The organism is Streptomyces sp. NPDC001617, assembly GCF_053596855.1.
The window spans coordinates 18996-31096 of record NZ_JBSFHA010000019.1; the positions used below are offsets into that span (position 1 = coordinate 18996).

18 protein-coding genes and 1 pseudogene are annotated in these 12101 nt (G+C 67.5%); 7 read left to right on the forward strand and 12 right to left on the reverse strand.

The genetic code is table 11. The features are described from left to right. Positions 1 to 55: 55 nt before the first annotated feature. Positions 56 to 931, reverse strand: coding sequence for a DUF2797 domain-containing protein (locus ACWC09_RS16840; RefSeq protein ID WP_450851293.1), 876 nt, complete (start codon positions 929 to 931; stop codon positions 56 to 58). Between the two features lie 165 nt (positions 932 to 1096). Here ACWC09_RS16840 and ACWC09_RS16845 point away from each other — a divergent pair, with 165 nt between their 5' ends. Continuing rightward, complete coding sequence (locus ACWC09_RS16845) at positions 1097 to 1270, forward strand: hypothetical protein (RefSeq protein WP_450851294.1); 174 nt, start codon at positions 1097 to 1099, stop codon at positions 1268 to 1270. Positions 1271 to 1348: 78 nt separating this feature from the next. Further along, the gene (locus tag ACWC09_RS16850) at positions 1349 to 1879 is read left to right on the forward strand and encodes a hypothetical protein (protein ID WP_450851395.1); all 531 of its coding nucleotides are present in this window, start codon (positions 1349 to 1351) and stop codon (positions 1877 to 1879) included. 52 nt (positions 1880 to 1931) lie between these two features. Here ACWC09_RS16850 and ACWC09_RS16855 read toward each other — a convergent pair whose 3' ends face one another. After that, entirely contained in the window at positions 1932 to 2684 is a 753-nt protein-coding gene (locus tag ACWC09_RS16855; protein WP_450851295.1) for a phosphotransferase family protein, read from the reverse strand. Positions 2685 to 2859: 175 nt separating this feature from the next. Between ACWC09_RS16855 and ACWC09_RS16860 the strand changes: the two genes are divergently transcribed. Then, positions 2860 to 3063 carry a hypothetical protein gene (locus tag ACWC09_RS16860; RefSeq protein ID WP_450851296.1) on the forward strand — a complete coding sequence of 68 codons (204 nt, stop codon included), beginning with the start codon at positions 2860 to 2862 and terminating at the stop codon, positions 3061 to 3063. 151 nt (positions 3064 to 3214) lie between these two features. Here the strand turns inward: ACWC09_RS16860 and ACWC09_RS16865 are convergent, their stop codons facing one another. Together ACWC09_RS16865 and ACWC09_RS16870 are read right to left on the reverse strand one after the other, a co-directional pair. After that, positions 3215 to 3916, reverse strand: coding sequence for a nucleotidyl transferase AbiEii/AbiGii toxin family protein (locus ACWC09_RS16865; protein WP_450851297.1), 702 nt, complete (start codon positions 3914 to 3916; stop codon positions 3215 to 3217). Positions 3917 to 4005: 89 nt separating this feature from the next. After that, positions 4006 to 5544 carry a hypothetical protein gene (locus ACWC09_RS16870; RefSeq protein ID WP_450851298.1) on the reverse strand — a complete coding sequence of 513 codons (1539 nt, stop codon included), beginning with the start codon at positions 5542 to 5544 and terminating at the stop codon, positions 4006 to 4008. Positions 5545 to 5774: 230 nt separating this feature from the next. Here ACWC09_RS16870 and ACWC09_RS16875 point away from each other — a divergent pair, with 230 nt between their 5' ends. Together ACWC09_RS16875 and ACWC09_RS16880 are read left to right on the forward strand one after the other, a co-directional pair. Beyond that, entirely contained in the window at positions 5775 to 5993 is a 219-nt protein-coding gene (locus ACWC09_RS16875; protein ID WP_450851299.1) for a hypothetical protein, read from the forward strand. A gap of 58 nt (positions 5994 to 6051) precedes the next feature. Continuing rightward, entirely contained in the window at positions 6052 to 6276 is a 225-nt protein-coding gene (locus tag ACWC09_RS16880; protein ID WP_450851300.1) for a hypothetical protein, read from the forward strand. A 178-nt stretch (positions 6277 to 6454) separates the two neighbouring features. On the opposite strand, the gene ACWC09_RS16885 is transcribed toward ACWC09_RS16880, so the two are convergent. The 6 genes and pseudogenes from ACWC09_RS16885 to ACWC09_RS16910 form a co-directional block, all read right to left on the reverse strand. Next, positions 6455 to 6949, reverse strand: a complete 495-nt coding sequence (locus tag ACWC09_RS16885) for a nitroreductase/quinone reductase family protein (RefSeq protein ID WP_450851301.1) — start codon at positions 6947 to 6949, stop codon at positions 6455 to 6457. Positions 6950 to 7215: 266 nt separating this feature from the next. Further along, a complete protein-coding gene (locus ACWC09_RS16890; protein WP_450851302.1) occupies positions 7216 to 7539 on the reverse strand; it encodes a hypothetical protein in 324 nt (107 codons plus the stop codon). A 68-nt stretch (positions 7540 to 7607) separates the two neighbouring features. Then, positions 7608 to 7823 (reverse strand): hypothetical protein, encoded by a 216-nt coding sequence (locus tag ACWC09_RS16895; protein ID WP_450851303.1) that lies wholly within the window; start codon positions 7821 to 7823, stop codon positions 7608 to 7610. A gap of 265 nt (positions 7824 to 8088) precedes the next feature. Next, positions 8089 to 8523, reverse strand: coding sequence for a hypothetical protein (locus ACWC09_RS16900; RefSeq protein ID WP_450851304.1), 435 nt, complete (start codon positions 8521 to 8523; stop codon positions 8089 to 8091). 102 nt (positions 8524 to 8625) lie between these two features. After that, positions 8626 to 9027, reverse strand: a complete 402-nt coding sequence (locus ACWC09_RS16905) for a hypothetical protein (RefSeq protein WP_450851305.1) — start codon at positions 9025 to 9027, stop codon at positions 8626 to 8628. Further along, a pseudogene (locus ACWC09_RS16910) lies at positions 9024 to 9229 on the reverse strand (ATP-binding protein); the annotation flags it as partial. The pseudogene ACWC09_RS16910 and the gene ACWC09_RS16905, both read right to left, overlap by 4 nt. A 344-nt stretch (positions 9230 to 9573) precedes the next feature. On the opposite strand from ACWC09_RS16910, the gene ACWC09_RS16915 reads away from it, so the two are divergent. Then, a complete protein-coding gene (locus ACWC09_RS16915) occupies positions 9574 to 9792 on the forward strand; it encodes a hypothetical protein (protein WP_450851306.1) in 219 nt (72 codons plus the stop codon). A gap of 39 nt (positions 9793 to 9831) precedes the next feature. On the opposite strand, the gene ACWC09_RS16920 is transcribed toward ACWC09_RS16915, so the two are convergent. Both ACWC09_RS16920 and ACWC09_RS16925 read right to left on the reverse strand, forming a co-directional pair. Then, entirely contained in the window at positions 9832 to 10020 is a 189-nt protein-coding gene (locus tag ACWC09_RS16920; RefSeq protein WP_381335886.1) for a hypothetical protein, read from the reverse strand. 279 nt (positions 10021 to 10299) lie between these two features. Further along, positions 10300 to 10905 carry an SMI1/KNR4 family protein gene (locus ACWC09_RS16925; RefSeq protein ID WP_450851307.1) on the reverse strand — a complete coding sequence of 202 codons (606 nt, stop codon included), beginning with the start codon at positions 10903 to 10905 and terminating at the stop codon, positions 10300 to 10302. A 345-nt stretch (positions 10906 to 11250) separates the two neighbouring features. On the opposite strand from ACWC09_RS16925, the gene ACWC09_RS16930 reads away from it, so the two are divergent. Then, positions 11251 to 12054 (forward strand): hypothetical protein, encoded by an 804-nt coding sequence (locus ACWC09_RS16930; RefSeq protein ID WP_450851308.1) that lies wholly within the window; start codon positions 11251 to 11253, stop codon positions 12052 to 12054. Positions 12055 to 12101 lie beyond the last annotated feature (47 nt).

Below are 12101 nucleotides of genomic sequence, written 5' to 3' on the forward strand. Positions count from 1 at the left end.
GCCCAAAGGGATCCGTGAGGGATCCAACTCTTGACCATCCGGCACCCTCGACAGCTCAGAACAACCCGTCCTGGACCCCTGCGGCCTCCCTGAACTCCCTCACCGGGACCGTGAGTCCACGCTCCTCCCCGGCGGGCACGATCTCCCACCCCGTCATCAGCCGGGTGTCCAGCACCACCACTCCCCGCCCGGTGGCAAGGTGCAGATCCGGTCCCGCGGCGGCGACCAGCTCCCCGCTCACCCATCCGCCGGCGACCAGCTCACCCACCTCCCCGAGAGCACCCGGCAACCCCTCCAGCCCGAACACCCCGACATGGTCGACGACTTGGCAGGGCTCCCGCTCCAGCGACTCGGGCCAGCCACCCAACCCCACGGCCCGCCCGTGCAGCGCCTCCACCTCGGCCGCCCGCTCCGCCGCCGACGCCGGCAACCGGGACCGCACGGCCCGCTTCTCGCCGTACGGAATCCGGTCCGGCACCCCAAGAGCCGCCCGCAGCAGCTCCTCACTCCGCCGTGCCGCCATCAGTGGCCCCAGGCCCAGCCAGCTGAAGCACACCGCCCCTTGCTCAAGCAGCCGCGCGGAGCCCCGCTCTTCGGCGGTGATGCCGACCTTGACCATGCCGGGCCCGAACCAGGCCAGATATACGTGGTACGGCCGTGGGTCGTCCGCGATCGTGTCGGCGGCCACCGAGTGTGCCCGGTCCAGCCGCGCACACTCCTCGCACCGCGCCCCCGTGCTCCGCCCCGACACGGCCGCCCGCACCGGACACGCATGCCCCCGCGCTCCCACACATGTCCGCACACCCCCGTCCGCGACCCCGAAGGCCACCCGTTTCCCCCAGGTCAGCGCACTGCGCCGCCCGCCGTCCCACACCAGCTCGGGCCCACTTTCCGCCCATCGCAGCCCCGAGCACTTCCATGCCTGTGCCATTGCCTCCGAGATTAGACGGCAGCACTGACAACGAGCCGGGGACCAGGCATCCTCGCCTTCGCCCCGCCGGGCAGGTGCGGCAGCCACGTCACCGGCACGCTCACCGCCACGCTCCCGGCGGTCGCGGCCGCCGAACCGGTCCACCCGGCGACCGTCGCGACGAGCATGATCGGCCAGCAGGAGATGGCCCAGAAGGTCGGCCGCATCACCGACCTGACCTGCTTCGCCTACGTGATCGGCGGCGGGGTATCCGGAGAAGCACTGCCGGACGGACCGAATGGTGGAGCCAGCCCTACCTCGGCTTCGGGAGTGCGCCCCATCGTCGCGGTGAGCCGCTGACGGGATCGTTGGAGACAGCTGATCACCACTTGATCGGCACCGACTCCCGCCCGGAGGGAAGACACCGTGGACACCCCCATGGAGACGCAGCGCACGAAGGCCAAGTCGGCGCGCCCGATCGGCCCGTTCGCCTCCTTCCTCCGTTTCGTGGTGTGCGGCGGCGGTGTCGGTCTGCTCTCCAGTGCGGCGGTCCCGGTCGTGGCCTTGTCGATGCCGTGGGCGGTGGCCAACGCGGTGATCACGGTCGTCTCGACCCTCCTCTGCACCGAGCTCCACGCGCGCGTGACCTTCGGCACCGGGCGCCGCCCCGGCCTGCGCGAGCACTGGCAGTCGGCGGGTTCGGCCACGGCGGCCTACGTCGTGACCTGCGCCGCGATGTTCGTCCTGCACGCCGTGCAGTCGTCCCCCTCGATGGCGACCGAGCAGGTCGTCTACCTGGGCGCCTCCGCCCTCGCCGGCGTCGGCCGCTTCCTGGTCCTGCGGCTGTTCGTGTTCGCGGGCGGGAGCGGGGCCGCTGCCAGGGCCGGGGCCGGGAGGCCCGAGTCGGTGGGCACGCGCGCGCGTGCGGTGTGGTTCGCGCCGGCGGTGGCCGTGGCGCAGGCGTCGTAAGGAGAAGGAAGCGTGGGCGACCAGGGCAGGTTGCCGCGTCCGTGCTCGGCGATCAGCGCAGGGCTGCCGCGAACACGGCGCGGTTGGCCGCCGTATACGCACGTTCACGCTCGGACCAGCGGATGCTCTGGATGATCCGTCCGCGGTCACTGTCCGCTGCACCGGCCGGCCGGTCACTGTCACCAGCCCCGGAGAGCCGGTCGCGCCACCAACCGGCGTTGCGTGTCTGCCGTTCGAGCATGGCGTCGACGAGTCCGGAGCGGGCGGCCCCGTCGAGTCCGTAGGCGTCGGCGAGGACGCGGACCTGCGTGGCCTGGACGCCGACCGGCGGAGCCTCGGCCTTCGAGGCGACGCACCAGGTCCACGCCATGTAGCCGAGGTCTTCGAGGGGTTCACCCGGGGCTGCGGTGTCGAAGTCGACGAAGGCGACGGGGACGTCGTCGCGGAAGACGGTGTTGTTCGGCCCCGGGTCGTGGTGGCACACCACGGAGTGCCGGCCGACGAGGCCGCACGCGCGCGTGGCGTCGTGCAGGCCACGGAGCAGGGTGCCGGCCGCGGCGACCTGGGCGTCGCTCCAGTGGCGGAAGCGGGCGGGCACCGAGCCGGGGACATAGCTGAGGACGTCCCTCCCCGCGGCGTCGGTCCCGAGGTGGCGCGGGGCGCCGGTGAAACCCCGCCGCTGGAGATGGCCGAGAAGTTCCGCGACGAAGGGGGAGGCCGCGGTGACCGGCCGCCGTACGGTGTCGCCGGCCCTGACGACGCCAGGGGTGATACGGCCGCCGGACAGCGGAATATCGTTCTCCATACGGCATACGCCCCCTTACGGGGTGCAGGTGGCTGCACCCCCGATCCGGTAGGACGCTTCATGGTGGCAGCGCCGGAACAGCGGCATCGTAGAAGCATCGGATCGATCCAGGACTCGATGCAGGACGACTCGATGCAGGAATCGATGCAGGAATCGATGCAGGAGAGGAAACCTCATGAAAGCGCAGCAGCCCTCCAGGACCGTCCCGCGCGAGAGCCACGAGAGCGAGCTCTCGCCGCTCCTCACCGCCTGGGACCAGGCCCACCCGGACGCCGCCGACCCCGAGTGGCGCCACGTGCTGGACGAACTCGCCCACCCTCGCACCACACAGGCGTTCCACCGTCTGGCGGAGCAGCGGCGGCCCGAAATCGCCGCCTGAATCAGCGCCCCACAGCACCCAAAGTCACGAGCCCATCAGTTCTTGCACCCGTACGCGGCGCCCGTACCGCGACGGTCACCGTCACCAGGACGACCACGGCGAGCGGTACGGCGATCAAGTGCACGTACAGCTCGAACGCCTGGCGCCGGACCTACGCCTGACCGGCGTCCTCCTCCGGATCGCCCGCTTCGAGCAACCGCTCCCCGATGTCGTCCGCCCACCCCTGGGCCCACCCGCGCAGCTCGCTGATCGCGTCCGTGTCGAGGCCGTACGTGGTGAAGGCGGTGTCGTCGATCCAGTCCAGGCCGGTCAGACGCATGTGGAGGTCGGTGAGGTCGAGGGTGTCGTCGCGGGTATGGCGGCGACCGAGTTCTTCCAGCTCAGGGGCGGTCCAGTGGTTCGCGGCGGCGCGGACGTCGATGAGGTCGCGGACGAGGCCGCGGTCGGCCAGCGCCCGGACCTTGGTGCCGACGACGTCCTCCAGGGAGAGGGCGAGGCCGTACCCGGTCCGGACCGGCGGCCGCCACAGCAGCTCCTTGAGAACGCCCACCTCGCACTCCTCGCCGCTGTCCGGATCGGTGACGATCAGCCACGCGGAGAGGGAGTCCGTCGCCAACGCCCCTGCCTGCCAGCCCCGTCCCCACAGCCCCGCCCGCAGCGCGGCGGCGATCCGCTCCATGTCCTCGGCGCTCTCGGTGGCGAATTCGAAGTCCTGGCCGAGACGGTGGCCCAGGCCGTGTGCCTGGACGGCGTAGTCGCCGGTGAGCGCGAGCGGGTAGGGGGCGCCTACGGCGAGTACGTCGGCGAGCAGGCGGTGGCACGGCTCTGAGACGGTGGGGGGCGCTGGAGCCATGGCCCGAGTATGGCCGTCGTACGCCCGGACAACGAAAAGAGGCCCCGGACGCGTGGCGCATTCCAGGGCCTCTCAGCTGTGCCGCGCCCTCAGCTCACGGCGTACGCGTTGTACACCGTGGTCGTCGAGCTGTCGCCGTGGGTGTCGGTGACCGTCGAGCGCAGGCCGATGCGGCCGGGACCGGAGGTCGGGTTGTGGACGGCGATGGTCCACTTGCCGCCGGACAGCTTCGCGGTGGCGGCGTTCCAGTGGGCGCCGTTGTCGGTGGTGTACCAGGCATGCACGGACTTCACGCCGTCCGACAACCGGCCGATCGTGCTGTCGCCCGTGCCGAGCCGCTGCATGCCCAGGTCGACGGTCGTGGTCGAGCCGGCGGCCGCCTGGTTCCTGGAGTTGAGCCCCTCGGGCCAGAACCGGGCGATGTAGTCCCGGACTTGCTGGTTCTTGCCGGCGTCGGCGTAGAAGTGCAGCGAGAGGCTGGAGGAGGTCGACAGCGAACCGGACGGCAGGCCGCCTCGGTGGGCGGTTTCGGTGAGCGTGTACCAACCGGACCCGGGGATCCGCGGATGCGGATCGAGCTCCTGCGAGGGGGTGAAGTCGTGCTTGTACAGCGTCTTGCCCGCGTGAGTCAGTTTCAGGGTGCCGGAGGCCAGCACGCCGCCCCCCGTGAACTTGGGGTCGGCGAACGGGTTGATGTCCCCGAAGTACAGCTGGTGGTACCAGGTGTACGGCAGTTGCCCACCGGGTCCCCAGACCGCGTGGCCGAAGGACAGCGAGGTGGTCCTGCCGGCCGCGTAGGTGTGGTGGCCGCTGTAGACGAGGTCGTGGCTCTGCTGGCTCACGTCCCAACTGCCGGACGGAATGTGGACGTTGAAGGAGTTGGGCAGGTCACGCTGGAACCAGAGCCCGTTCGTCTGCATCGAGCAGTCGTCGCCGCCCCCCGACGAGTACGTGAAGGAGAACTGCGCCTGCCCGCTGTCGGGGCCGGAGCGGGCGGACACCTTGAGGTTGGTCAGCCCGGACTTCCTGAGCGTCGCGGACACCCCGGACGGCACACCGCGGCTGTGCGTGGCGGAGGCCATCCAGAAGTCCCCGCCGGTCGTCGACTGCGGCTCGTACGTGGTGCCGTAGGACAGCTCGTAGGCCCTGCTGCTGTTCGGGATGGCGTACAGGTCGCCCGCGTCCGCCGAAATGCTCATGCTGGCGGGGCTGTTGTCGGTGGCGCAGACGGACGCGGTGACCGTGTGGTCGTACCCGCTGCCCGGGGTGGGACTGAGCGAGACCTTGACCGCACGCCCCTTCCGCCCGTCGAACGTGCTTGTAGTCGCCCCGGAGACCTTCACACTGTGACCGCCGACGACGGCGTCCTCGCTGTTGCCGCCGACGAAGGACGTGGCGAGCTCGTACGTCCCGTTGGGCAGAGAGGTCTTCTTGTTCCCGTCGATGTAGCGGAAGTCGTACGTCTTGGTGTTGTAGACCGCCACCTGCGCGTAGACCGCCTTGCCACTGCGGTCCAACGTCCTGACGGTGAGCGACCCCGTGGTCGCGGCCGACGCCGTGGAAGCGCCGGCCAGAAGAAGCGGCGCGAGCACGGTGACGGCACTCACGGCCGCTGCGGTTCGCCGCATCAGACCCCCCATAGGTGTACACGACAAAAGCGAGCCACCGTAGCGCACAGAATCCACACAGCCGTCACCGGGTCCCCGAAAGGCCAGAAACACAGGGGGCCCCGGAGATCGCTCATCGAAGGTCATACAGGCTGCCGTGAGGGCTGTGCCGGACCATGCGGCATGAACATCACAGGAGAGGTCGTCCTCCTCGATGGACTCATAAATCGAACACATGATTGAATTTATGCATGCGACCGTTTCCCGCCGACCTCACCCGAGCGCAGCAGGAGTGGAGCGCCACCTACCGGCTACTGGCGGAGCAGCCCGGCCGTACCGAGGTGCGCCGACGTCTGTACCGGCTGTCGGCTCGGCTGTTCTTCCACCCCTACTGGCGGCAGCGGCGGCCAAGCGCCGCGGAGTGGTGGGACCTGCGTGACCTGGGACGCTCGGACCGGGACGTGAGCTGAGGGTGCTCGAATGACGCGCTGGAATGCGGGGCCGTACATCCCGGATGATCCTGAAGACGTGTCCGGACCGATTCGCGTGATCGTGCACCCGCCGTCGCCCACCGGCGGCCGGCGCGTACGCGTGGACGGCGAGATCCTCGGCCTGGCCCACAACGTCGCCGACGTCGCCGAGTTCCTCCGCCGAGCAGGCCTGGAGATCGACCCTGCCGAGGTCGCGGAGGCGCCGTGGATCGACTGGCACGGGGTGGGGCCGGAACGCTGGGGCCCGGAGACAAGCGCCTGACGCACTCCCCTGCCGCGAGGGGGCCTTGAGGCAGCCGGTCATGAACCAAGGTCGAGACGGCTCGGACCTGTGAGTCCTCCTGGATTTCAGTAGTAGACCACCGGTCGGCGCCTGTGCCAGTCGAAGATGAGGTGCCAGTTGAAGATGAGGTGCCAGTTGAAGATGGGGCGTCGGCCGATCAGTCGCCTTGCGGAGGGTCCGGCACACTGGCTCGGGGCTCCAGAACCACCACTGCGGTGTCGTGCGGCCGGCGTGCCGCGTAGGCGTCCAGGTTCTTGTCGATCTCGCGCCACCGGGCCCACAGCCGCGACCGCTCCTCACCCAATGCGGCGTGACCGTGAACCAGCCGCTGCCCGTCGACCAGATCGACGGTCACGTCCGGGTGCGCCTGCAAGTTGAGCCACCAGGCGGGCTCACCCTCACCCCACCCGTTCATCGCGAGCGAGACCAGGTTCGGCCCGTCTTCGAAATACCCGATGATGACACTGCGCCGGCGGCCTGTGCGGCGGCCGGTGGTGGTCAGCCGCAGGGCGCCCCAGCCGTTGGCACGTGGCCGCCACAGGCCGAGACGGCCTCCGAAGACCCGGTACAGACCCCGGTGCGCGTACCAGGCCAGGCGGATGAACCAGCGCGGCGGCAGCCACGGTGTCTTGGCTCGTTGCTCGACCGACATGGCGACCTCCCACATGCCCGACCGGCTCCGGTTACGCACACGAAGCTAACCGCGGTCGCCGACGGCCGGTAGAGCCGAACGGCCCGCCTGCACAGCCGGATGACCTCCAGCCATGCGACGGACCTGTGGGGCTCCAGACCGAGGGCCTGGGTAACTCCATCATCAAGGGCCAAGCCCCAGACGGTCCCGTGCCCCGCTGCCTCTCTGCGACCCGGCGCCGTCCGTGCTCGTCGTCGCCGGCTTTGCCGGCTTTGCCGGCTTTGCCGTCATTCGAGGGTGCGAAGACCTCGCGTCCGAAAGAGGTGACGACCCGCTCGGAGGGCCAGGAGCAGCGTCGTGACCGCCGATACGACGTTGAGAGTGTCCGCGATCATCACGATGCTGTGGGACGCGTGCAGCAGGCGCGGCACGTTGGTGCCGATCATCCCCAGGCCCATGAGGAGGGGGAGCCATGCCCAGAAGAAGCGCATGCCCTGATCGAAGCCGGCTCCGTTGCGAGCGTTGGTCCGCTCCCACCACCGGCCGCCGAGACTCGCGAGGACCAGCGCGCATCCCATCGCGACTACGGACCAGTCCATGAACCGCGGCATCCCAGCTCCCTTGAGTCCTTGGCGGTCGGCTGCAGTTGGGGGCTGCTGTGCTCCGCTGCTTCGTGTCCCTACGACGATGGTCTGGGTTTCCTACGCCGGGCGAGCCGACGCCCGGCCACCCAGAGGTTGATCAGGAGGATGAGCAATCCCGCGACGGGCCAGCCCATGGAGCCCCCGTCGCGGTACGTCCTGATCCCCATCACCAGCAGCATGACGCCGACCGCCGGGCCCAACAGGTCGGCGAGGACGTCTACACGCCTCGCGACTTTCGAAAGGTCGACCACGGCTTGATCGTGACAGGGCAACGGGCTCCTTGCCAAGAACCAGTTGCCCGTCACGACCGGCAGTTCGGGCGCGCGGTGCGCCGCTCTCCGCGGGATGTGGCACACATCCGGCACGTCCAACCGCTCCGGGCGGGGAGTCTGAGCCCGGTGACTGGTGATGAGGTCGCACCTCAGTCGGTCGCGTGGGACTGCGAACTGTCTCTGGACGTGCTCACCGCCCAGCTCGGGGATGGCGAGCGGGGCGGTGAGTGGGGCGGTGAGTGGGTCAAATGGGTTCCGCGTAGAAGCGGTTGCGGATCTCATCGGGCGGGTGTGACTCGATCATGTAGTCGCCGCCCTCGGTGTCGTTGGACAGGAACAGAAATCCTTGGGCATCAGCGCTCCAGAACGTCCAGCTACCGTCCGACTGCGCGTTGGGGTAGAGGCTGTTCCGGGGCTCGTGCTCGTATGGGTGCGCTTCCACTACCCGGTCGCCGGCCTCGGTGTCGTTGGAGACGAACAAGTAGCAGTCCGTCGCAGGGTTGTAGAGGTGGATCCCGCCGTTGCCGTCGGGCTTGGCCTCGAACTCGTTGCGGACCTCGTCCTTGTAGGGATGCGCTTCTACGACTCGGTCAGGGCCTCTTGTGTCGTTGGCAACGAAGAGCCACTGGCCATTGTGTTGGTAGCTGTGGAGCCTGAATCTTCCGCTCGGAAGAGGCATGATTTGATCCCTTTCTTCCGAAACCTTCCACAAAGACCACTTTCTCATAGGCCCGTCACGATGGCGACATGACGGCGACCGAGGGGCGGCGGAGGGTGTGGGCTAGATGATGGAAGGCTTCCAGTCGTCGGTGGCTGGAGACTTGAAGTCGTGTACACAGGCTGGTAGTTGACCGCCTTGACGATGCGCGAACGACAGCAGGAGCACGGGCCGGATCGTCCAGGTGATGCACAAGTCGGCCTGGGTGACGGACACTTCACAGGGGCCGAAGCACCAGCATGCTCTGCGGGCCTTGATACGGCCCTCACACAGCCAGTCCCACGCCTCGTCAGAAATCTCCGGGTCGAGTGCTGGTGTGAGGGTGCGGAGGGTGGCGGCGACCCGGTTGTCTGCCTCGGGTGCCGTGGAGGCGCCGTAGGAGGCAAGGAGTGCCGGTCGTCGTCCCGTGGTGAGGTCTTGGGTCCAGCACTCGCACCGGTAGCGGCGACGGATCTCCTTGGTCACCACAGGTCGCCTCCCGCGTTGGTGCCCGTGAAGAGTTCCGCGGTGGCCGTGTGGCCGCCGTCGCTCTCATGGACCACGACCCGTGGGCGATGGCACTGACCATGCCCAGGCCCCGGCCGCGCTCGGCCTCCTGGTCCGGGTGCTCGACCTTCGAGGCCGTGCCGGCGCCGCCGCCGCCCGTCACCGCCAGGCGGTACACCCGGCACACCTGCAGCTCGCTCCTGGCCGGCCTGAAGGTCCACCGGGCCGCGCTCGACTGCCGTACGGCACGAAAAAGCCCCCTCCGGGATGATCCCGGGGGGGGCTTTGACCTGTGTGCACTCGGCAGGATTCGAACCTGCAACCTTCTGATCCGTAGCTCTGCAGAGATCGGCCATTGAAGGTCATAGAGGTTGCCTGGCGACCCTTGCGGGCCGGTGTGGGGTGCTACCGGTTGCTGGGGTTGCTGTACTTCGCTGCTGTACCGCGCACCCACGGAGCGGAAGGGTGGTCTCTCCTGGTCGCCCAGATCTTGCGCACCGCCCACGTCCCCGATACAACCATCCGGTGACAAGCAACTCCGGGCCAAAGGTGCGGTGGACCAAGGACAAGGCCGGAGCCACCCTGGCGGCCACAACCGGCTTCTTCTTCAGTCGCGGGCCGGCTCTTGAAACGGCGAAGCAACTGACCCAGGAGTATCCGAATACAGCCGCTGCGCTCGTCAGCCTCGCGGTTGCCGTCCTCGCGTACTGGATCGGGTTGCGGGTGATGAAGAAGCTCCCCTGACGGCTCCCAGCGTCGGAGTCGTCGACGGCACAACGCCACTCATCGCTTCTGGGCCCTGTAGCGCTTCATCAGCGCTGTGATCCGCGTTGGGTCCGCCTGGCCGTTGAGCTCTGTCAGGAGGTCGTCAGGACAGAGCTCGTAGAGGTCTCCCCACCATCGGCGTCCTCGGTTGTCCCAGATGCGATAGCCACCCGGAACCCCCTTGGCGACGTAGCGTCTCCTGCTCACCGTCCTCCTGTCCCCCGGCGCGGCGTGGACCCCCATGGCCCCGGTCGTCTCTAACGCGTGACCCTACGCAGGCTGCGGTCGTCCAGGCGAGGCGATATGCGTCCGTCGGCCCACACGCTTTCCAACTGTGGGGGTAGGGGCTTGGGCTGGGTACGGGGGTGTTCATCTGGGTTCATGGGCGGCTCGCCGCCAGTCTTGGGACGGCTCTCGGTCTCGCCTGAACGGCCGTGAACGGTGATGAATGAGACGGAAAGTGAGACGGCGGACTCATCCTGGACGTCACCAGTGGGGGCAATCCCTGCTGGACAGTTCGCGGTGTGGGTAGGGCCCGTCGGGCATGACGTCGTGCAGCCAGTCGGTGAGCCACTGGGCCAGTGATTGTTCGAGCGGGGCGAGGGCGTGGGGGAGGCAGCAGAGGTTGGGGTCCCAGTCCCATATCTGCCCGTCTGCGGTGCGGAAGTCGATCAGTGTCCACATGGCGCAGCCGCGGTTCATGAGAGGCACGATTCCCGGTGGGAGTGGGTGATCGGGGTCCTTGGCGAAGTCGTCGTAGGCCATGGCGATGTCCGCGCGGTCGCCGAACCACTTGCCTGTGTCGGTGAGGGACGGCACTTTCGACGGGCCGAAGCCGCCGTTGGCGACTTCGAGGTACATCCGCTTCAGCAGTTCGGGCATCCGGTGGCCCACGATTCGCTCGACCTTGGTGACGTCCTCGGCGGACGCGGGACAGGGTAGTCCCCGGCCGGCCACGCGTGCACGGGTAGCCAGGATCAGTTCGTCGTCGGTCACATCGTGATCCTGGGTGACGCTGCTCAGGTTGTCGAGATCGTAAAACAGGCGGTGCCCGCGCTCTGAGCTTGGGAAGCTCGTGTGCTTCGAGGCCAACCATGACCTTGACCTGCGGTGAAGCGGTGTCGGAGCCTGGCAGGTGGCCGACTGATTCCCCAGTGTTCCCCGTGGTTCCCCGCACGATCTGGCACGGGTCTGGCACGTCTGCACGTGGGTGCCGGCAATAGTTATCGATTCTCGGCATGCTCGCCGCCACGGTCGACGTCACGAAGGCCTTTGCCGGGATCCCAGGACATCTGCAGTGCCAACTCGTCGACGACGACGTGATTGGGGTCAGAGAGTGTGCAGAACCGCGTCCATCCCTCGACGTGCGTCAGCGGGCCGTTCGGCGCATCCTGGAATCAGGGTTGCGTCCACTCTGATGCGACAGCGGGAGCACCTATGGCACAGGCAACTTCCGAAAGCTATGTTCGTTGGGTCAACGCTGCGACAGGCGACTGGGGCACGTGGGAGCCGTACGAAACAGTTGCTCTAGGGGACGTCGGGTATTTCAACCCCACGAAGAAGTTCGTGAAGGTTGATAGTGCACTGAACGCTTTGGGTGTTCAACCCGCACCGCTTGCTGGAAACCGGCTCAGTCGCACCATCATTGGTGATACGGGCAATTTCTCACTTGACTTGGGTGCTGGAGTCAATGCACTCGAATCAGGTGGAACCCTTACCGTATCAATAGATGGCGGGGCGGGATGCATCCTCTACATCGAGGATGGGGAAGCGTTCAGCCTAGCCAATGAGGGTGAGCTTGTCAGAGCGCTAAGGGAAACACTTGCAGCAGGCCAGTGGCGTCTCGATTGGGTGCTCGTCACAGAGCATTTGCGCGCCTACTCGGGTTTTGCTGCGATCTTTCAGTCAGCTAACGCCTCTGTCGAATTCAGTGTTTCCGCTCCGGTACAAGCTGGTGTTCCCCTTGATGTAGCTGCAGGCGCAGGGCTTACTTTCAAGCGGAAGCATGGAAAAGTATCCGTATATCCCTTCACTGGCTGTACGCCAACCTTTGATCGCGCATACCGAGTTTATCCGGGGCTCAGGAACGGCCTTTATGGTGGCAAGGTGCAGAGGACTGTAAGGAGGGATTGGTACTTCAGGCCTAGGCCCTCCGGACCTTCTGTTTACACCGCTGCAGATGTGCGAAGTATGCCGGTTCATAAGCTATTCGAAAATGACTACACCATCGATACGCTGTAGGTGGCCGGGTTAGTAGAGGTAGCTCTTCATAGCGCGCCAGAGTTTGC